Source organism: Streptomyces sp. NPDC057565, assembly GCF_042801455.1.
Classification (GTDB): Bacteria; Actinomycetota; Actinomycetes; order Streptomycetales; family Streptomycetaceae; genus Streptomyces; species Streptomyces yanii.
Genome location: NZ_JBHVFU010000013.1, coordinates 32702 through 51113 on the forward strand (window position 1 = coordinate 32702; position 18412 = coordinate 51113).

The 18412-nt window shown below is 71.7% G+C and carries 17 protein-coding genes and 2 pseudogenes; 10 read left to right on the plus strand and 9 right to left on the minus strand.

The window, feature by feature from the left end; translation table 11 throughout:
- Positions 1-41: 41 nt before the first annotated feature.
- Positions 42-962, minus strand: coding sequence for an SDR family oxidoreductase (locus tag ACFU8W_RS23395; RefSeq protein ID WP_384040364.1), 921 nt, complete (start codon positions 960-962; stop codon positions 42-44).
- A gap of 168 nt (positions 963-1130) precedes the next feature.
- Between ACFU8W_RS23395 and ACFU8W_RS23400 the strand changes: the two genes are divergently transcribed.
- The 4 genes from ACFU8W_RS23400 to ACFU8W_RS23415 are packed head-to-tail and all read left to right on the plus strand — an operon-like array spanning position 1131 to position 4589.
- Positions 1131-1886, plus strand: coding sequence for an enoyl-CoA hydratase family protein (locus ACFU8W_RS23400; protein ID WP_384040367.1), 756 nt, complete (start codon positions 1131-1133; stop codon positions 1884-1886).
- Positions 1887-1900: 14 nt separating this feature from the next.
- Positions 1901-2749, plus strand: a complete 849-nt coding sequence (locus tag ACFU8W_RS23405; protein WP_384040744.1) for a CoA transferase subunit A — start codon at positions 1901-1903, stop codon at positions 2747-2749.
- On the plus strand, positions 2746-3525 hold the full coding sequence (locus tag ACFU8W_RS23410; protein WP_384040370.1) for a CoA-transferase subunit beta: 780 nt from the start codon (positions 2746-2748) through the stop codon (positions 3523-3525). Before ACFU8W_RS23405 ends, ACFU8W_RS23410 begins: the two co-directional genes overlap by 4 nt.
- Positions 3522-4589 carry an NAD(P)H-dependent flavin oxidoreductase gene (locus ACFU8W_RS23415; protein WP_384040372.1) on the plus strand — a complete coding sequence of 356 codons (1068 nt, stop codon included), beginning with the start codon at positions 3522-3524 and terminating at the stop codon, positions 4587-4589. Before ACFU8W_RS23410 ends, ACFU8W_RS23415 begins: the two co-directional genes overlap by 4 nt.
- Positions 4590-4624: 35 nt before the next feature.
- Here the strand turns inward: ACFU8W_RS23415 and ACFU8W_RS23420 are convergent.
- From ACFU8W_RS23420 to ACFU8W_RS23440, 5 genes and pseudogenes are all read right to left on the minus strand, one after another.
- Positions 4625-4984 (minus strand): annotated as a pseudogene (locus ACFU8W_RS23420) (transcriptional regulator); the annotation flags it as partial.
- A gap of 102 nt (positions 4985-5086) precedes the next feature.
- Positions 5087-6244: an acetyl-CoA C-acetyltransferase gene (locus tag ACFU8W_RS23425; RefSeq protein ID WP_384040375.1), complete on the minus strand. Its 1158-nt coding sequence runs from the start codon at positions 6242-6244 to the stop codon at positions 5087-5089.
- Between the two features lie 32 nt (positions 6245-6276).
- On the minus strand, positions 6277-6879 hold the full coding sequence (locus ACFU8W_RS23430; protein ID WP_384040377.1) for a TetR/AcrR family transcriptional regulator: 603 nt from the start codon (positions 6877-6879) through the stop codon (positions 6277-6279).
- On the minus strand, positions 6876-7661 hold the full coding sequence (locus ACFU8W_RS23435) for an SDR family oxidoreductase (RefSeq protein ID WP_384040380.1): 786 nt from the start codon (positions 7659-7661) through the stop codon (positions 6876-6878). Before ACFU8W_RS23435 ends, ACFU8W_RS23430 begins: the two co-directional genes overlap by 4 nt.
- The gene (locus ACFU8W_RS23440) at positions 7658-8824 is read right to left on the minus strand and encodes an acyl-CoA dehydrogenase family protein (RefSeq protein WP_384040383.1); all 1167 of its coding nucleotides are present in this window, start codon (positions 8822-8824) and stop codon (positions 7658-7660) included. The genes ACFU8W_RS23435 and ACFU8W_RS23440 overlap by 4 nt, the downstream gene beginning before the upstream one ends.
- 46 nt (positions 8825-8870) lie before the next feature.
- Between ACFU8W_RS23440 and ACFU8W_RS23445 the strand changes: the two genes are divergently transcribed.
- From ACFU8W_RS23445 to ACFU8W_RS23470, 6 genes and pseudogenes are all read left to right on the plus strand, one after another.
- Positions 8871-9719 (plus strand): enoyl-CoA hydratase, encoded by an 849-nt coding sequence (locus tag ACFU8W_RS23445; RefSeq protein WP_384040385.1) that lies wholly within the window; start codon positions 8871-8873, stop codon positions 9717-9719.
- A complete protein-coding gene (locus tag ACFU8W_RS23450) occupies positions 9719-10894 on the plus strand; it encodes an acyl-CoA dehydrogenase family protein (protein WP_384040388.1) in 1176 nt (391 codons plus the stop codon). Before ACFU8W_RS23445 ends, ACFU8W_RS23450 begins: the two co-directional genes overlap by 1 nt.
- Entirely contained in the window at positions 10894-11880 is a 987-nt protein-coding gene (locus tag ACFU8W_RS23455; RefSeq protein ID WP_384040390.1) for an acyl-CoA dehydrogenase family protein, read from the plus strand. Before ACFU8W_RS23450 ends, ACFU8W_RS23455 begins: the two co-directional genes overlap by 1 nt.
- A gap of 25 nt (positions 11881-11905) precedes the next feature.
- The gene (locus tag ACFU8W_RS23460) at positions 11906-12988 is read left to right on the plus strand and encodes an acyl-CoA dehydrogenase family protein (RefSeq protein WP_384040393.1); all 1083 of its coding nucleotides are present in this window, start codon (positions 11906-11908) and stop codon (positions 12986-12988) included.
- Between the two features lie 35 nt (positions 12989-13023).
- Positions 13024-13812 carry an SDR family oxidoreductase gene (locus tag ACFU8W_RS23465; protein ID WP_384040396.1) on the plus strand — a complete coding sequence of 263 codons (789 nt, stop codon included), beginning with the start codon at positions 13024-13026 and terminating at the stop codon, positions 13810-13812.
- A gap of 80 nt (positions 13813-13892) precedes the next feature.
- Positions 13893-14609: pseudogene (locus ACFU8W_RS23470) on the plus strand (ABC transporter permease); the annotation flags it as partial.
- Positions 14610-14631: 22 nt separating this feature from the next.
- Here ACFU8W_RS23470 and hsaA read toward each other — a convergent pair.
- The 3 genes from hsaA to ACFU8W_RS23485 all read right to left on the minus strand — a co-directional run bounded on the left by hsaA (position 14632) and on the right by ACFU8W_RS23485 (position 18320).
- Complete coding sequence (gene hsaA / locus ACFU8W_RS23475) at positions 14632-15798, minus strand: 3-hydroxy-9,10-secoandrosta-1,3,5(10)-triene-9,17-dione monooxygenase oxygenase subunit (protein WP_384040399.1); 1167 nt, start codon at positions 15796-15798, stop codon at positions 14632-14634.
- A 42-nt stretch (positions 15799-15840) separates the two neighbouring features.
- Positions 15841-17424, minus strand: coding sequence for a FadD3 family acyl-CoA ligase (locus ACFU8W_RS23480; RefSeq protein WP_384040402.1), 1584 nt, complete (start codon positions 17422-17424; stop codon positions 15841-15843).
- A gap of 101 nt (positions 17425-17525) precedes the next feature.
- Positions 17526-18320 carry an SDR family NAD(P)-dependent oxidoreductase gene (locus ACFU8W_RS23485; protein ID WP_384040405.1) on the minus strand — a complete coding sequence of 265 codons (795 nt, stop codon included), beginning with the start codon at positions 18318-18320 and terminating at the stop codon, positions 17526-17528.
- Between the last annotated feature and the right edge of the window lie 92 nt (positions 18321-18412).

The window sequence follows — 18412 nt, forward strand, 5'->3', positions numbered from 1 at the left end:
CGGAGTGGTGACGACACATCACCACCCCGTGTCGCGGCATGTCAGGAGGCGCCGTACACCGGCTGCGACGTCTCTGCAGCGGCCAGCAGACCGGTCACCGCCTCTCCGGCCTCGGCCGGGGTCCAGCGGGCGCCCTTGTCGGCGGTGGGGCCCGGCCGCCAGCCCTCCATCACGGTGATCCGTCCGGCCTCGGTCTCGAAGACCTGGCCGCTCACCCCGGCGGATGCGGCGGAGCCCAGCCAGACGACGAGCGGCGACACGTTCTCCGGGGCCATCGCGTCGAAGGCCCCCTCCCCGGGGGCCGCCATCGTCTCGGCGAACGTCGCCTCGGTCATCCGGGTCCGGGCGGCCGGGGCGATCGCGTTGACCTGAATTCCGTAGCGGCCCATCTCGGCGGCGGCCACCAGGGTCAGGCCGACGATGCCCGCCTTGGCGGCTGCGTAGTTGCCCTGGCCGACGCTGCCCAGCAGCCCGGCCCCGGAACTGGTGTTGACGACCCGGGCCGCCGGTGTCCGGCCGGCCTTCGACTCGGCACGCCAGTACGCCGCCGCGTGCTTGAGCGGCAGGAAGTGCCCCTTGAGGTGGACGCGCATCACCGCGTCCCAGTCGTCCTCGTCCAGGTTGACCAGCATCCGGTCGCGGAGGAATCCGGCGTTGTTGACGAGCGTGTCGAGCCGGCCGAAGGAGTCGAGTGCGGTGGCGACGAGAGAGGCCGCGCCCTCGGAGGTGGCGATGTCACCGTTGTGGGCGACAGCCTCGCCCCCGGCCGCGCGGATCTCCATGACGACCTGCTGGGCGGGCCCGGTGCCCGAGCCGGAGCCGTCGAGCCCCACTCCCAGGTCATTGACGACGACCTTCGCGCCTTCGGCGGCGAGGGCCAGGGCATGGGCGCGGCCGAGTCCACGGCCGGCGCCGGTGACGACGGCGACGCGTCCGGCACACAGAGCGGTCGGTGAGGTCATGACGAGGGTCCTTTCGGTGGGCGACAGGCATTGAGCGATGTGCGATAGGCGAGGCACGGGAACAGGGCGCCGGTACCGCTGAGTGGCATGACACCCTCCCGCGGCGTCCGTATCGCTGCTACCTTTTGGGCCTAACAAACGTTTGGTGGAAAGGTAGCTGATCTGCTCATGGGTGTCTCCACCTCCGTCCCACGCGAGGGCGTCGCCGTCGTCACCGTGGACTTCCCTCCGGTCAACGCCCTGCCCGTACAGGGCTGGTACGACCTGGCCACGGCGGTACGCGCCGCCGGGGTCGACCCGGACATCCGCTGCGTGGTGCTCGCCGCCGAGGGGCGCGGCTTCAACGCGGGCGTGGACATCAAGGAGATGCAGCGCGCCGACGGACCCGAAGCGCTGATCGGCGCCAACCGGGGCTGCTTCGAGGCGTTCGCGGCGGTCTACGAGTGCGAGGTCCCGGTGGTCGCCGCCGTGCACGGCTTCTGCCTGGGCGGCGGGATCGGCCTGGTGGGCAACGCGGACGTGATCGTTGCGGCCGACGACGCGTCCTTCGGCCTGCCGGAGCTCGACCGCGGCGCGCTCGGCGCGGCCACGCACCTGGCCCGGCTGGTCCCGCAGCACCTGATGCGGTCCCTGTACTACACCTCACGCACCGTGTCGGCCGAGGAACTGCACCGGCACGGCTCGGTGTTCAGTGTCGTGCCGCGCGAGCAGCTCGCGGGGGCCGCCCTGGAGCTCGCCGGAGAGATCGCCGCCAAGAACGGCTATCTGATCCGGCTGGCCAAGGCCGCCATCAACGGCATCGACCCCGTCGACGTACGCCGCAGCTACCGCTTCGAGCAGGGCTTCACTTTCGAGGCCAACCTCAGTGGCATCGCCGACCGTGTGCGCGACACCTTCGGCACGGACAAGGAGCAGCAGACGTGACACAGGACAAGACGATGACGGCCGACGACGTCGTCGGCCGACTGGAGAGCGGCATGACGGTCGGCATCGGCGGCTGGGGCTCGCGCCGCAAGCCGATGGCCCTGGTCCGGGCGTTGCTGCGCTCGGACATCACCGACCTGACCGTGGTGTCGTACGGCGGCCCCGACGTGGGCCTGCTGGCGGCGGCGGGGAAGATCCGCAAGCTGGTCGCCGCCTTCGGGACGCTCGACTCGATACCGCTGGAGCCGCACTTCACGGCGGCCCGGCAGCGCGGTGCCTTCGAGATGGTCGAGATGGACGAGGCGATGATGATGTGGGGCCTGACGGCGGGCGCGCAGCGGCTGCCGTTCATGCCGGTGCGCGCCGGTCTGGGCTCCGACCTGATGAAGGTCAACCCCGCTCTGCGTACGGTCACTTCACCCTACGAGGACGGGGAGAAGCTGGTCGCGGCTCCGGCATTGCGGCTGGATGCGGCACTGGTCCATCTCAACCGCTCCGACGTGCAGGGCAACGGCCAGTACCTGGGCCCCGACCCGTACTTCGACGACCTGTTCTGCGAGGCCGCCGACCAGGCCTACGTCTCCTGCGAGCGAATCGTAGAAACGGCGGACCTGCTGAAGGAGCACGGGCCGCAGACGCTGCTGGTCAAGCGGATGTTCGTGGACGGCGTCGTCGAGACGCCGAACGGCGCGCACTTCACTTCCTGCGTCCCCGACCACGACCGGGACGAGGCCTTCCAGCGCGCCTACGTCCGGGCCGCCCGCGACCCCGAGGCCTGGCCCGCCTTCGTCGAACGGTTCCTGTCCGGGGACGAAGCCGCCTACCAGGCCACCGTCACCGCGTTCCACCAGGAGGAAGCATGAGCGGCACCGAGAGCACCGGCATCCCGACGGCGAGCCGCGCCGAGTACTGCGTGGTGGCCTGCGCGGAGGCCTGGCGTGGCGCGGGCGAGATCCTCGCCAGCCCCATGGGCACCGTCCCGGTCATCGGCGCACGCCTGGCGCGGCTGACCTTCTCCCCCGAACTGCTGCTGACCGACGGGGAGGCGCTGCTCATGGGCGACACCCCCGCGGTGGGGGCGAGGCCGGGGAGCATCGAGGGCTGGCTGCCGTTCCGCCAGCACCTGACACTCACCGCCACCGGCCGCCGGCACGTGATGATGGGCGCCAGTCAGATCGACCGGCACGGCAACCAGAACATCTCCTGCATCGGTGACTGGGCCAGGCCCACGCGCCAGCTGCTCGGAGTGCGGGGCGCCCCGGTCAACACCCTCAACAACCCGACGAGTTACTGGGTACCCAAGCACTCGGCACGGGTGTTCGTCGAGCACGTCGACATGGTCAGCGGAGTCGGTTACGACCGGGCGGAGGCGGCCGGCCCCTCCGCGACCCGCTACCACCGCATCCCCGAAGTCGTCAGCAATCTGGGTGTGTTCGACTTCGAGACCCCCGACCGCACGATGCGGCTGCGTTCCCTGCACCCCGGCGTGAGCCTCGAAGGGGTCATCGGGGCCACCGGGTTCGCCCTCACCGTCCCCGACGAGGTGCCGTTCACCCGGGAGCCGACGGAGGCCGAGCTCCGACTGATCCGCGAGGTCATCGACCCCAAGGGGCTCCGCGAGCGCGAGGTCCCGGCATGACCGGGCCCGTACCGTTTCCGACCGCGCTCACCGAGCTGACCGGAGTGCGGTACCCGATCGTGCAGACGGGGATGGGATGGGTCGCCGGCCCCCGGCTGGTGTCGGCCTCCGCCAACGCGGGGGCGCTCGGCATCCTGGCCTCCGCGACGATGACCGTCGAGCAGCTCCGCGCAGCGGTCCGCGAGGTCAAGTCCCGTACGGACGCGCCGTTCGGCGTCAACCTGCGGGCGGACGCGGGCGATGCGGGCGAACGGGTACGGATCATCATCGACGAGGGCGTACGGGTGGCGTCCTTCGCGCTCGCCCCCTCCAAGAACCTGATCGCCCGGCTCAAGGACGCCGGCGTCGTCGTCATCCCCTCCATCGGCGCCCGCCGGCACGCGGAGAAGGTCGCCGCGTGGGGAGCCGACGCGGTCATGGTCCAGGGCGGCGAGGGCGGCGGCCACACGGGCGATGTGGCCACCACCGTGCTGCTCCCCCAGGTGGTGGACGCCGTCGGTATCCCGGTGATCGCGGCGGGCGGCTTCCACGACGGCCGCGGTCTCGTCGCCGCACTCGCCTACGGGGCGGCCGGCATCGGCATGGGCACCCGCTTCCTGCTCACCTCCGACAGCACCGTCCCCGACGCGGTGAAGGCGAAGTACCTGGCCGCCACCGTCAAGGACGTCACGGTCACCACACAGGTGGACGGCCTGCCGCACCGCATGCTGCGTACCGCCATGGTCGACTCGCTGGAGCGCTCCGGCCGCGCCACCTCTCTGCTGCGGGCTGTGCGGCACGCCTCGGCTTTCCGGAAGGAGTCCGGTGCGAGTTGGCCCCAGCTGGTCCGCGACGGACTGGCAATGAAACACGGCAAGGAACTGACCTGGAGTCAGGTGCTACTGGCCGCCAACACACCGATGCTGCTGAAGGCCTCGCTGGTCGAGGGGCGCACGGACATCGGGGTGATGGCCTCGGGGCAGGTGGCGGGTCTGATCGAGGATCTGCCGTCCTGCTCGGAACTGGTCGAGCGGATCATGGACGAGGCACGGACGGCACTCAAGACCCTGCCGGGGGCGGGCTGACCCGGGGGCACGCACAGGCGAACGCCCCCTGGGCTTCAGGCCCAGGGGGCGAACGGCGGCCGGGCGGGTGCGGGGCCGAGGGTGGTGGTGCCCGGTTCGGCGCGGTGCCCGAGGCCGGTCCGGTAGGCGTTCAGTGCCGCTTCCGTCCGGCCCTCGCTGCGCGGCAGGTCTCCGAGCAGCCGGCAGATGTCGGCGAGGTCTCCGGGGGCTCCCGTCTGTTCGAGCAGGGAGAGCGCGGTGGCGTAGTGCAGTTCGGCCTCCTCCGCGCCACCTGCCTCCTCGGCGATCAGCCCGAAAAGCCGGTGGGCGCCGCCGGCGTGCAACGCACCGCGGCCCGGCTTGAGTCCGGCGAGCAGGCTTTCCAACAGCTCCGCGGCCTCCGTCGACTTCCCGCGATTCTATTAAAGATCAGACGCCTGATGCCTAGGGAGCAGGTCTTGGTCCCGGTGGCCCGCCCTGTTACGGGCCACCGGGTGACGGTCTCCTGACCCGGCGTCTCAGAGCCGTTCGATGATCGTCACGTTGGCCTGGCCGCCGCCCTCGCACATGGTCTGGAGGCCGTAGCGGCCGCCAGTGCGCTCCAGTTCGTGCAGCAGGGTGGTCATCAGCTTGGCGCCGGTGGCGCCGAGCGGGTGGCCGAGCGCGATGGCGCCGCCGTTGACGTTGACCTTGTCCGGGTCGGCGCCGGTCTCCTTCAGCCAGGCGAGGACGACCGGGGCGAACGCCTCGTTGATCTCGACCAGGTCCATGTCTCCGATGGACATCCCGGCCTTCTTCAGCGCGTACGCCGTCGCCGGCATGGGGGCGGACAGCATCCGGATCGGATCCTCGCCGCGCACGGAGAGGTGGTGGATGCGGGCGCGGGGAGTGAGGCCGTGATCGGCGACGGCCCGTTCGGAGGCGATGAGCAGGGCCGAGGCACCGTCGGAGACCTGCGAGGAGACACCGGCGGTCAGCCGGCCGCCCTCGACGACGGGCTTGAGGCCGGCCATCTTCTCCAGCGAGGTATCGCGGCGCGGGCCCTCGTCCACGGCGACGTCGCCGTAGGCGACGGTCTCACGGGTGAACCGGCCCTCGTCGATGGCGCGCAGGGCCCGCTGGTGGGAGCGGAGCGCGAAGTGCTCCATGTCCTCGCGGGTGATGCCCCACTTCTCCGCGATGAGTTCGGCACCGTGGAACTGGTTGACGGGGGCGTCGCCGTAGCGGGCGCGCCAGCCCTCGGAGCCGGCGTACGGGCCGTCGGTCAGCCCCAGGGGTTCGGCGGCCTGGCGGCTGGCGTAGGCGATGGGAATCATCGACATGTTCTGCGTGCCGCCCGCGACGACCAGGTCCTGGGTGCCGGACATGACGCCCTGGGCGGCGAAGTGGACGGCCTGCTGGGAGGAGCCGCACTGCCGGTCGACGGTGGTGCCGGGCACCTCCTCGGGGAGGCCCGCGGCGAGCCAGGCGGTGCGGGCGATGTCCCCGGCCTGCGGGCCGACGGTGTCCAGGCAGCCGAAGACGACGTCCTCCACCGCGGCCGGGTCGATCCCGCTGCGCTCGACCAGCGCCTTGATGACATGGGCCCCGAGGTCGGCGGGGTGCACGGCGGACAGTCCGCCTCTGCGCCGGCCGACCGGGGTGCGTACCGCTTCGACGATGTAGGCCTCGGCCATGACTGCTCCTCGGTAAGGGATGTGATGATTAGTCAGTTGTGCGTGGTGATGCCCGCGAGGACCATCGACAGGTACTGGCGGGCGATCTCCTCCGGGCTATGGGTGCCGCCGGGGCGGTACCAGGAGGCGGCCACCCAGACGGTGTCGCGGACGAAGCGGTAGACCAGCCGGACGTCCAGGTCGCTGCGGAAGGCCTGCTCGGCCACGCCGCGCTCCAGCGTGCGCAGCCAGGCGTTCTCGAACTTCAGCTGGGAGTCGGCGAGATAGGCGAAGCGTGGCTGGGCGGAGAGGTGCCTGGACTCCCGCTGGTAGATGGCCACCGCCGGTCCGTGCCGGTCTATCTGCCGGAAGGACTGGGTGACGAGGGCCCCGATGGCCTCCCGCGGGCCCAGTCCGGCGGCCAGGACCGTGTCGTAGCCCGTCCAGAGTTCGCCGAGGAAGGCCGAGAGGATCTCGTCGAGCATCGACTCCTTGGAGTCGAAGTGGTAGTAGAGGCTGCCCGCGAGCATCCCCGCCTCGTCCGCGATGCGGCGGACGGTGGTGGCGTTGTAGCCCTGGGCGGCGAACACCTCGGCTGCGGTCGCCAGAAGCTCGGCACGCCGTTCGGCATTGGCGGGTCCGGTGATCGCCTTCACGCCCTCTGGCTGCTGACGGAGACGGTCTCCCCCGTCATGTACGAGGAGTAGTCGCCGGCCAGGAAGACGATGACGTTGGCGATCTCCCAGGGCTCGGCGTACCGGCCGAAGGCCTCGCGTTCGGTGAGCTCGGCCAGGAGTTCCGGGGTGGTGACCTTGACCAGGTGCGGGTGCATGGCCAGGCTCGGGGCGACCGCGTTGACGCGTACGCCGAAGTCGGCCGCCTCCAGGGCGGCACACCGGGTGAGGGCCATGACACCGGCCTTGGCTGCGGCGTAGTGGGCCTGGCCGCGCTGGGCGCGCCAGCCGATGACGGAGGCGTTGTTGACGACGACTCCGCCGGTGCCACGGTCCTTGAAGTGGCGCAGGGCGGTGCGGGTGCAGCGGAAGGTGCCGTTCAGGGTGACGTCCAGGACGTTGGACCACTGGTCGTCGCTCATGTCGACGAGGTCCGCGGTGCCGCCGAGGCCTGCGTTGTTGACGACGATGTCCAGGCCGCCGTGGCGTTCGACGGCGAGTGCGAACAGGGCGTCGACCTGCTGCTGGTCGGTGACGTCACAGGGCAGTGCGGCGACGTTGTCCGCACCGAACTCCTCCGCGAGGGCGGCGGCGCTCTCCTTCAGGCGGCGTTCATGGGCGTCGCCGATGACGATCCGGGCGCCCTCCTCCAGGAACTTGCGGGCGGTCGCTCCGCCGATGCCGGCGCCTGCTGCCGCGGTGATCACCGCGGTGCGTCCGACGAGGAGGGAATGGCCCGGTACGTAGGGCGGCTGCGAGGTCACGGGCGGATCTCCTTGGGCAGGCCGAGGACACGCTCGGCGATGATGTTGCGCTGGATCTCGTTGGATCCGGCGTAGATGGTGTCGGAGCGGGAGAAGAGGAACAGCCGCTGCCAGTCATCGAGTTCGTAGGGCGCCTGGGGGGCGGTCATGCCGCCGGCACCCAGGATGCTCATGGCGAGCTCGCCGAGTTCCCGGTGCCAAGTGGCCCAGAAGATCTTCCCGATGGATGCCTCGGGACCGGGTGCGCCGGCCGCCACGCCGTCGAGCATGCGCAGGGCGTTGCACCGGATGGTCTCCAGCCCCGTCCAGGCGCGGGCGAGCCGGTCGCGGATCAGCGGGTCGTCGGCGGCGCCGTTGCGCCGGGCCAGGTCGATCAGGGTTTCCAGCTCGCGCCGGAAGCCAACCTGCTGGCCGAGGGTGGAGACGCCGCGTTCGAAGCCGAGGGTGGCCATGGCCACCCGCCAGCCGTCGCCGGGTTCACCGACGAGGTGTGCGGCGCGCGTGCGAGCGCCGTCGAAGAAGACCTCGTTGAATTCGGAGGTGCCCGTCAGCTGCTGGATCGGCCGGATCTCCACGCCGGGCTGGTCGAGCGGGACGAGCAGATAGGACAGGCCGGAGTGGCGGGTGGAGCCGGCCTCGGTGCGGGCGACGACGAAGCACCACTGGGCGTCGTGGGCGAGTGACGTCCAGATCTTCTGCCCGGTGACCACCCAGTCCTCGCCGTCCCGCTCGGCCCTGGTCCGTACGTTCGCCAGGTCGGAGCCGGCGTCCGGCTCGCTGTATCCCTGGCACCACAGTTCCTCGACGGCGACGATCGGCGGCAGGAAGCGGGCCCGCTGCTCGGGTGTGCCGAACGCCACCAGGGTCGGGCCGAGCAGCTGCTCCCCGATGTGGTTGACGCGGGCGGGGGCGTCGGCCAGGGCGTACTCCTCATGGAAGGCGACCTGCTGCTCAATGGTCGCGCCCCGTCCTCCGTACTCCTCGGGCCAGCCCACGCAGGTCCAGCCTTCGGCTGCCATGTGCCGTTCCCAGGCCAGCCGTTCGGCGAAGGCCTCGTGCTCACGTCCGGGTCCGCCGCGGCCGCGAAGGCCCGCGAAGGCACCGGTGAGATTGGCGGCCAGCCAGCCGCGGATCTCGGTGCGGAACTCCTCGACGCTGCTCATGGGGGTACGTTAATCTACCAAACACTTGTTAGGGAAGGAGGGGCCGATGTCCGCTGCCCATGACGAACCGGTGCACTACGAGAGGCGGGGCCCGGTCGCGACGGTGACCATGAACCGGCCCGATTACCGCAACGCGCAGAACTCCGCGATGACCTACGCCCTGGACCGGGCGTTCTACCGCGCGGCCGACGACAGCGAGGTGAAGACCGTCGTCCTGGCCGGGGCGGGCAAGCACTTCTCCGCCGGCCATGACATCGGAACCCCCGAGCGGGACGCCCATCTACCGTTCGAGCGCCGGGCGGGAATGTGGTGGGACCACTCGGACAAGGAGGGCGCGGAGAGCCGATTCGCCCGCGAGTCCGAGGTGTATCTGGGGATGTGCCGCCGCTGGCGGGAGCTGCCCAAGCCGGTCATCGCGTCCGTGCAGGGCGCGTGTGTGGCGGGTGGTCTGATGCTCGCCTGGGTGTGCGACCTGATCGTGGCCTCGGAGGACGCCTTCTTCGCCGACCCCGTGGTCCGCATGGGTATTCCCGGAGTCGAGTACTTCGCCCACCCGTGGGTGATGCCGCCGCGGATCGCCAAGGAGTTCCTCTACACCGGCGACCGGATGAGCGCGCAGCGCGCGTACGAGGTCGGCATGGTCAACCGGGTCGTCCCCCGGGAGGAACTGGCCGCACAGACCGAGCAGTTGGCCCAGCGCATCGCGGAGATGCCGCGCATGGGACTGGCGCTGACGAAGCGTGCTGTCAACCAGGCCGAGGACCTGCAGGGCATGCACACCGGTATGGACTCGGTGTTCGGCCTGCACCACCTGGCGCACGCTCACAACGCCGAGACCGCACCGGACGCGCTGGGCGGCATGGACATCCGGGCGATGAAGGAGGCGGGCGCCTGATGGACCTCGATTTCGACGCGGCCGACGAGGCGTTCCGTACCGAGGTACGCGACTGGCTGGCCGCTCACGTCCCGGCCACCCCCTTGCCGTCCCTGGAGACCGCCGAGGGCTTCGCCGCCCACCGGGAGTGGGAGGCGGCCCTGTCGGCCGACCGCTGGTCGGTGGTGTCCTGGCCCGAGGAGTTCGGCGGGCGCGGGAGTTCCCTGCTGCACTGGATGGTCTTCGAGGAGGAGTACTACGCGGCCGGGGCACCCGGCCGGGTCAGTCAGAACGGCATCAGTCTGCTGGCCCCGACCCTCTTCGAGCACGGCACCGCCGAGCAGCGGGCCCGGGTCCTGCCCGCGATGGCACGCGGTGAGGTCATCTGGGCGCAGGCCTGGTCCGAGCCGGAGTCCGGCTCCGATCTGGCCTCGCTGAAGTCGACGGCCGTACGGACCGAGGGCGGCTGGCTGATCAGCGGCCAGAAGACGTGGTCCTCCCGGGCAGCCTTCGCCGACCGGGCCTTCGGCCTGTTCCGCAGCGACCCGGACGCGGACCGGCCGCACCGGGGGCTCACGTATTTGATGTTCCCGCTGGACACCGAGGGCGTCACCGTGCGGCCCATCGGGCGGCTCGACGGGAAGCCCGCCTTCGCCGAACTCTTCCTGGACGAGGTCTTCGTACCGGACGAGGACGTCATCGGCGAGCCCGGCAAGGGCTGGCGGGTCGCGATGAGCACCACCGGCAACGAGCGCGGGCTCACCCTGCGCAGTCCTGGTCGCTTCACCGCCGCCGCGGACCGGCTGACCGCCCTGTGGCGCGAGTACGGCGACCCGGCGGACACGGCGCTGCGGGACCGGGTCGCCGACGCGGTGATCGGGGCCCGTGCCTACCGGCTGTTCTCCTACGCGGGCGTCTCCCAGGTCCTGCACGGCGACGGTGGGCCCCCCGGGCCCACCTCCAGCCTCAACAAGATCTACTGGTCCGAGCTGGACATCGCGCTGCACGAGACGGCGCTCGACCTGCTCGGTCCGTACGGCGAACTCGCCGACCACGCCACGGAATCACCGGACCACGGCAGTTGGTCCGAGGGATACACCTTCTCGCTGGCCGGTCCCGTCTACGCGGGCACCAACGAGATCCAGCGCGACATCATCGCCGAGCGGCTGCTCGGCCTGCCGAAGGGACGCCGCTGATGCGTTTCCTCCTGGACGCCGAGCAGCGGGAGTTCACCCGCTCCCTCGACGGTCTGCTCACCTCCTGCGACACCCCGGCCGCGATACGGTCCTGGGCGGCCGGCGACCACGGGCCGGGGCGGGCCGTCTGGGCGCGGCTGGCCGAGGCAGGGGTGTTCGCACTCGCCGTGCCGGAGAAGCACGAGGGGTTCGGCCCGCTGCCCCTCGAACTCACCCTCGCCTTCGAGGCACTGGGGCGGCACGCCGTCCCCGGGCCGCTGGTCGAGACGGTTGCCGCGGCGGCCCTGCTGGACCGGCTCGGCGACAGCGGTATCGCCGCCGACAGGCTGCCCGGCATCGCCTCGGGCACATCGGTCGCCTCGCTCTGCCTGACCTCTCTCGGCCCGTACGCCCTGGACGCCGACGCCGCCGACACGGTGTTCGTGGCCGACGGCGACACCGTGCGCGTCGCCGCCGGGTCGGGGCCCGTACAGCACTCGGCCGACCCCGCGCGGCGGCTTTCACGGCCGTCGGGCGGGGCGGTCCTCGCCCAGGGGCCCGAGGTGGCGGCCGCCGCAGGGTACGCGGCCGGTGTGGCCGCGCTCGCCACGGCCGCCCAGGCACTGGGGGTCGGCCGCACCCTGCTGGCCCGTACCGTCGAATACGTCACGCAGCGCACCCAGTTCGGGGTGGCGATCGGCTCCTTCCAGGCGGTCAAGCACCGGCTGGCCGACACCCTGCTGGCCCTGGAGTTCGCCGGCCCGCTGGTGCACGGCGCCGCGCTGGCGCTCGCCGCGGGAGACGGCGGGGCGGGCCGCGACATCGCCGCGGCCAAGGTCACGGCGGGCGAGGCCGCATACGCGGCGGCGCGCACGGCCCTCCAGCTCCACGGCGCCGTGGGCTACACCGACGAACTCGACCTGTCACTGTGGATCCGCAAGGCCCGTCCTCTGCGCGATGCGTGGGGCACCCCGGCCGCATGCCGGGCCCGTGTCCTGGCCACCTGACCGCACGCCCGAAGGGAGCAGCCCGATGAGACTGACGCAGGAACAGGAAGAGCTGCGATCGGCCGTACGGTCGTTGCTGGCGCAGTATCAAGACAAGGACGCCTGGTCGCCGTTGACGACACAGATCGGTGCGGCTGGTCTTGCCGTGCCTGAGAAGTACGGCGGGGCGGGCGGCGGCGCCCGCGACGTCCACGTGCTGATGGAGGAGCTGGGCCGGAGCCTGAGCCCGCTGCCGTGCCTGGGCTCCGCGGTGCTCACGGTGGGGGCATTGCTGGCCTCCGGTGACAACGAGGCGTGCGGACGGCTGCTGCCGGGGCTCGCCGAGGGCGCCTCCGTGGGCACCCTGGCCTGGGCCGAGCAGGGTTCCTGGGACCAGGAGGCGATACGCGCCGAAGCCGTGCCGGGCCCCGGTGGCAGCCGGCTGATCACCGGGACCAAGGAGCATGTGCTGGACCGGTCGGGCGTCGACGGCGTCGACGTTCTGGTCGTCGCGGCCCGTACGGCACGCGGGGTGTCGCTCTTCGAAGTGGCGCCCGACGCCGCCGGGGTGCGCCGGGAGCCCGTCGTGACCATGGACGAGACCCGGGCCCAGGCGCGGTGGGTGCTGGACGGCGCCGAGGGACGCCTGCTGGGCGTGGAGGGCGACGGCGGACGGTACCTGGAGCATGTGCGCGATCTGGCGTGCACGGCACTCGCCGCAGAGCAGGTGGGCGCGGCCGAGCGCTGTCTGGAGCTCACCGTCGAATACGCCAGGAACCGGGTGCAGTTCGGGCGGCCCATCGGCTCGTTCCAGGCGGTCAAGCACCGGCTGGCCGACGCCTACGTCCTGGTGGAGTCGGCGCGTTCGGCGGCGCTCGGTGCCGCGTTCGCCGCCGACGAGGACCCGGGGGCGCTGCCGCGGGCCGCCGCTGTGGCGAAGTCCGTCTGCTCCGAGGCGTTCTCGGCGGTGGCCGGCGAGACGATCCAGCTCCACGGCGGGATCGGGATCACCTGGGAGCACGACGCGCACCGCTACTTCAAGCGGGCGCACGGGGCGGGCGAGCTGTTCGGGCCGCCCGCCCACCACCGGGCGCGGCTCGCCGCCGGGCTCGGCCTGGCCGCCCGATGAGCGGGTTCCGGCAGACGGAGAGAGGCGTACGGCACATGGACATCGGCAGCCCGTTCGACTTCACGGGGCGTGTGGTGCTGGTCACCGGCGGCACCAAGGGAATCGGTGCCGCCGTCGCCGGGGCGTTCCTGGGTGCCGGCGCGGATGTGGTGGTCTGCGGCCGCAACACCCCGGACACCCTGCCGGCGGCCGGGGGTCGGGAGGCGGTCTTCGTCCCGGCCGATGTGCGCGATCCGGCGGCGGCGTCCTCCTTGGTGGACGCCGCGGTGGAGCGGTTCGGCCGGCTCGATGTGGTCGTCAACAACGCGGGCGGTTCCCCGGACGCGGATGCGGCCACCGTCTCGCCGCGTTTCGTGGAGAAGATCGTCGCGCTCAACCTGCTCGCGCCGTTCTACGTGGCGCAGGCGGCCCACCGTGTGATGCGGGCCCAGGACGGTGGTGGGTCGGTCATCAACATCGGCAGTGTCTCCGGCCAGGACCCGCAGCCGGGCACCGCTGCCTACACCGCGGCCAAGGCCGGGCTGCTGGCCCTCACCAAGGCGCTCGCCCTGGAGTGGGCACCGGCAGTCCGGGTCAACCACATCACCACGGGGCTGATCCGGACCGAGAGCGCGGCGTCGGTCTATGGTGCGGACGGCGGAGCGGCGGTGGCGGGCGTCATCCCGATGGCGCGGATGGCGGTGCCGGAGGACGTCGCCCACGCCTGTCTGTTCCTCGCGGGCGGCCTGTCCGGATACGTCAACGGGGCGGACCTCGCGGTGCACGGCGGCGGGGAGTTCCCCGCCCGCTATCTGGCGGCGAAATCGGGCGGCGGGACGGGGTGAGCACCGCGGGAGACGGCGGTCCCTGACGATCGGTGACCGTCCGGCCTCGGGTTATCCCCACCCCGCATCCGCCAGCAGCCGCCATGGTCCGTCGCCTCGATGTGCGCAGCGGCAGCCTGGACCGTATCGGCAAGGGCCGCGTCGCCATCGACAGGACGCTCGCCACGTCCGCGAAGGCCGGGGTCGGTGACAGGCTGCCGATGTACCTCCCGGACGGCACCCGGACCAGCCCCGAGGTCGTCGCCGTGTACGGCCGCGGGCTCGGCCTCGCTGCCGTGACCATGGACCGCGCGTCGCTGGCCGGCCACGTCACCTCCGGCTTCGACACGACGCTGCTGGTACGCGGCGGGGAGGCGGAGGCCCTCGCCCCGCTGGGCACGGTCACCGACGCATCCGGCTACGCGGTCGAGCAGACCACCGACCGCGAGCTCAACGCCTGGGCCAACTACACGATGGCCGGGGTCCCGGGCGGCTTCGCCGCCGTGGCTGCCGCCAACACCCTCGTGATGATCGTTCTCGACCGCCGCCGCGAGCTCGGCATGCTCCGCCTCGTCGGCGCCACCAGGCGGCAGGTGATGGACATGCTGCGCTGGGAGGGCCTGCTGGTGGCGGCGTCCGGCATCGTCCTGGGCACGGCTATCGCCGCGGCCACCCTGGTCCCGATGATGCGCGGCCTGACCGGCGAGGCCCCGTACGTACCCCCGCTCGCGTACGGGTCCTTCGCTGCGGCCGTGGTGGGCCTCACCCTGCTCGCCGTCACCCTCCCCGCGCGGGCGGCGCTCCGCGCCCGCGCGTGACAGCGGCCCTGCGGCGGCGCGGTCAGACCAGGTTGTCCTCGACCGTCAGGCCGAAGGCTCCGCGGCCGTACATGGCGAGGGCGCGTTCCACGTCGTTGGCGACGTGGACGCTGCCCGCGTGGGCGTCGCGCCAGGCGCGTTCGACGGGGTTGCCGCGCCGCAGCGCGTTGCCGCCGGCCGTCTTGAAGAGCAGATCGATCGCGGCGACGGCCCGTTCGGTACCCCGGACCTGGTCGCGCCGGGTGCGCAGCCTCAGTTCCATGGGTATCTCCCGCCCGGCGGCGGCAAGTTCGGACAGCTCGCGCAGGTTTCGGTCCATCTGGAGCACGGTCGCGTCGATGTCGGAGGCGGCGCGGGCGATGGCTACCTGGGCGAACGGGTCGTCGGTGAAGCTGCCGCCGCCCAGGCTGAGCCGCGCCCTCTCCTTCATCCGCGACACGTACGACGCGTAGCCGCCGGAGACGGCCCCGATCACCGGCGCGGTGACGGCGCTGGTGAAGATCGCGCCGAACGGCAGCCGGTACAACGGCCCCCGGTTGACCTGCTGCCCCGGTACCTTCAGCTGCGCCTGTTCGTAGTTGCGGAGCACCCGGTGGGCGGGCACGAAGGCCGTCTCGACGACGACGTCGTTGCTGGCGGTGCCGCGGAGCCCGACCACGTCCCACATGTCTTCGATGCGGTAGTCGGACCGGGGCACCAGGACAGTGAGGAAGTCCACGGGCCGTCCCTGCGCCCCTACGACGAGGGCTCCGAGCAGAGCCCACGAGGCGTGCTCGCAGCCCGAGGAGAAGCTCCATCGGCCGGCCAGCTCGTAGCCACCGTCGACGGGGGTGAGCCGGCCCACGGGGGCGTACGACGAGGAGATACGTGTGTCCCGGTCCTCGCCCCACACATCCCGCTGCGCCCGCTCGGGGAACAGGCCCAGCTGCCAGGGGTGGACGCCCAGGACGGACGCCACCCAGCCCGTGGAGCAGCACACCGCGGAGATCTCCCGCACCACCTCGTAGAAGTCGACCGGATCGCTCTCCAGGCCGCCGAACCGGGTCGGCTGGAGCATCCGGAACACACCCGCCCCGGCCAGCTCACGGATCGTGGCGTCCGGGATGCGCCGCGCTTCGTCCGTGGCGACGGCCCGCTTCTCGATGGCCGGCAGCAGGGCGCGTACCGATTCCAGAACCTCGTTGCCCACAGTCCGTCCTCCATACCTTTGTCGCCCGGTGAGGCGTGTCGGTCAGACCGTCCGCAGGACGGTCTTGTCCACCTTTCCGGTGGCGTTGCGCGGAAGGGTCCCGAGGACCACGACCTCGCGGGGGACCTTGAAGTTGGCGAGCCGGTCGCGGCAGTGGCCGATGAGCTCGTCCGGCTCCGTCCCGGTGCCGGGGCGGAGCGTCACGTACGCGCGTCCCACCTCGCCGAGGCGCGCGTCCGGGATCCCGACCACGGCGGCCTCGGCGACGGCGTCATGACCGGCGAGCACCTGCTCGATCTCGGCCGGATAGACGTTGAACCCGCCGACCACGAACATCTCCTTCGAGCGTCCGGTGATCACGAGGTTGCCGCGGGCGTCGAGGTGGCCGATGTCGCCGGTGTCCAGCCAGCCGTCGGCGTCGACGGCCGCCGCGGTGGCCTCCGGGTCGTCGAGGTAGCCGTGCATCACGTGGTAGCCGCGTACCAGGATCCGGCCGTCCTGTCCGGCCGGCAGCGGGCGCCGGTCGTCGTCGGCGACGCGTACCTCAGTGCCGTCGATGGGACGGCCCGCGGTCAGGGCCACGGTCTCGGCGTCGTCTTCCGCCGAGCACACGGTGACCGTGCCGCAGGTCTCGGTCAGTCCGTAGGCGGTGAGCACCTCGGGGAAGAGCTCGCCGCGCATGCGCCGTACGAGGGCGACCGGTACGACGGCCGCACCGGTCACCGCCAGCCGCAGCGACGACAGGTCGAAGAGGTCCCGGCCGGGCGCGTCGAGCAGTTCCGTGTAGATCGTGGGCGGGCCCGGCAGTACGGTGATCCGCTCGGCCTCGACGGCGCGCAGGGCCCGGTCCACGTCGAACACCGGCTGCAGCACCATCGTGGCGCCCCGCAGCAGGCAGGCCAGTACACCGGCCTTGTAGCCGAAGCAGTGGAACAGCGGGTTGATGACGAGGTAGCGGTCGTCGCCGGTGACCCCGGTCCGGCCGCTCCAGGCCCAGTACGTGGCGAGGTTCTGCCGGTGCGTGGTCAGAGCGCCCTTGGGGCGGCCGGTCGTGCCCGAGGTGAAGAGCAGGTCGGAGGGATCGTCGGGGTGCACGGTGGCGGCACGGGCCGCAGCCTCGGCGTCCGGCAGGTCCGCCCCGTGCCGGAGGAACTCCTCCCAGGGCAGGGTGCCGGCCGGGGTGGTGGCATCGAGGGTCACCACCCGTTCCAGTGCGGCCGGCTGGGGTTCCGCCGCTCCTTCGTCGCCGGTGGTCAGCATGGACAGGTAGTCCTTGCCCAGGAAGCCGTTCTCGACGAACAGCAGCCGCGCGGAGCTGCGTTGCAGGAGCAGGCGCGCCTCGGCACCCTTGTAGCGGGTGTTGACGGGGACCAGCACCGCGCCGGCCGACGTGGCGGCGAGCGCGGCGACGATCCAGCGGTGGCTGTTGGGCGCCCAGACGGCGATCCGGTCGCCGGGCCGGATGCCGAGCGCGATCAGCGATTTCGCGGCCGCCCGTACCAGGTTGCGCAACTGCCCCCAGGTCAGCCGTACGTCACCGTCCACGACCGCTTCCCGGCCGGGGTGCCGGTTCTCGGCCAGATCGAGAGCGCCGGGGATCGTGAGGGGGTGTTCGGTTTCGCTCATCTGCTCTCCGGGAGGGGACGGACGGCGCGCGCACTGCGGGCGACGGTCGGATACTGACGCAATGTCAGGATCGTGGGCGACGTTTGGTTGCTGACACGACATCAGGAAGAGGGCGGCAGCATCTTCCTGGAGGCCTCGTCGGCGGCGAGAGCAAGTTCGGCGCGGGGGAACCCACTGCGCTTCTCCGCGACCCCGGCATTGCCTCCGGCGACCAGAACGGGCCCGTCGGCGAGGTGTTCCAGGCCTTCCCTGGCGACGTCGTCCGGCTCGGCCACGCGCAGGCCGGGCAGATCCATGCGCAGCCCGGCACGCTCCATGGCGGGCGTCCGGGTGACTCCGAGAACGAGTTCCAGGACGTGCACACCGTGCGGCCGCAGTTCCAGCCACAGGCCCTCGGCGAAGACCCGGCTGAAGGCCTTGGCCGCCGAGTAGACGCTGATCTGCGCCTGGCCCAGGTATCCGGAGAGCGAGCCGACCAGCATGATGCCGCCCCGGCCCCGTTCCTTCATCAGGGCCCCGAAGTGGTGGGTGAGGGCGAGTTGCGCGGTGATGTTGAGGTCCAGGACTCCCTGGACACGGGTCAGGTCGCCGGAGACGAACTCGTGGCCGTAGCTGTTGGCTCCGGCGTTGAAGATCAGCAGACCGACCTCGAGGCCGTCGGTGACCGCACGGACGGATTCCAGGGCCGCGGGGTCGAGCAGGTCGAGTTCGAGGGTGCGGACCTCGACGCCCTTGGCGCGCACCTTTTCGGCGGTCTCGTTCAGGGGGCCGGGCTTGCGGGCGATGAGGACCAGGTTGATCCCGGCGTCCGCGAGCCGGTCGGCGAACGAGGCGCCGACTCCCTCGGACCCTCCGGCGACGACCGCCCACGGTCCGTAAAGGTGCTTGTCGATCATGGAGTACCTCTCTTGTACCGGTCGGCGCGGTGCCGCGACCGTAAAGCGCTCTTCCGGGGCAGCGCCCCGGGCGTCCCACTGGCCGGGACGCC

What these genes read in the sequence shown, in the direction of transcription:
- ACFU8W_RS23460 (WP_384040393.1), top strand. Translation starts at nt 11,906, where the DNA reads ATGAGACTGACGCAGGAACAGGAAGAGCTGCGATCGGCCGTACGGTCG.
- ACFU8W_RS23450 (WP_384040388.1), top strand. Translation starts at nt 9,719, where the DNA reads ATGGACCTCGATTTCGACGCGGCCGACGAGGCGTTCCGTACCGAGGTA.
- ACFU8W_RS23425 (WP_384040375.1), bottom strand. Translation starts at nt 6,244, where the DNA reads ATGGCCGAGGCCTACATCGTCGAAGCGGTACGCACCCCGGTCGGCCGG.
- ACFU8W_RS23440 (WP_384040383.1), bottom strand. Translation starts at nt 8,824, where the DNA reads ATGAGCAGCGTCGAGGAGTTCCGCACCGAGATCCGCGGCTGGCTGGCC.
- ACFU8W_RS23465 (WP_384040396.1), top strand. Translation starts at nt 13,024, where the DNA reads ATGGACATCGGCAGCCCGTTCGACTTCACGGGGCGTGTGGTGCTGGTC.
- ACFU8W_RS23445 (WP_384040385.1), top strand. Translation starts at nt 8,871, where the DNA reads ATGTCCGCTGCCCATGACGAACCGGTGCACTACGAGAGGCGGGGCCCG.
- ACFU8W_RS23395 (WP_384040364.1), bottom strand. Translation starts at nt 962, where the DNA reads ATGACCTCACCGACCGCTCTGTGTGCCGGACGCGTCGCCGTCGTCACC.
- ACFU8W_RS23410 (WP_384040370.1), top strand. Translation starts at nt 2,746, where the DNA reads ATGAGCGGCACCGAGAGCACCGGCATCCCGACGGCGAGCCGCGCCGAG.
- ACFU8W_RS23400 (WP_384040367.1), top strand. Translation starts at nt 1,131, where the DNA reads ATGGGTGTCTCCACCTCCGTCCCACGCGAGGGCGTCGCCGTCGTCACC.
- ACFU8W_RS23480 (WP_384040402.1), bottom strand. Translation starts at nt 17,424, where the DNA reads ATGAGCGAAACCGAACACCCCCTCACGATCCCCGGCGCTCTCGATCTG.
- ACFU8W_RS23485 (WP_384040405.1), bottom strand. Translation starts at nt 18,320, where the DNA reads ATGATCGACAAGCACCTTTACGGACCGTGGGCGGTCGTCGCCGGAGGG.
- ACFU8W_RS23455 (WP_384040390.1), top strand. Translation starts at nt 10,894, where the DNA reads ATGCGTTTCCTCCTGGACGCCGAGCAGCGGGAGTTCACCCGCTCCCTC.
- ACFU8W_RS23405 (WP_384040744.1), top strand. Translation starts at nt 1,901, where the DNA reads ATGACGGCCGACGACGTCGTCGGCCGACTGGAGAGCGGCATGACGGTC.
- ACFU8W_RS23415 (WP_384040372.1), top strand. Translation starts at nt 3,522, where the DNA reads ATGACCGGGCCCGTACCGTTTCCGACCGCGCTCACCGAGCTGACCGGA.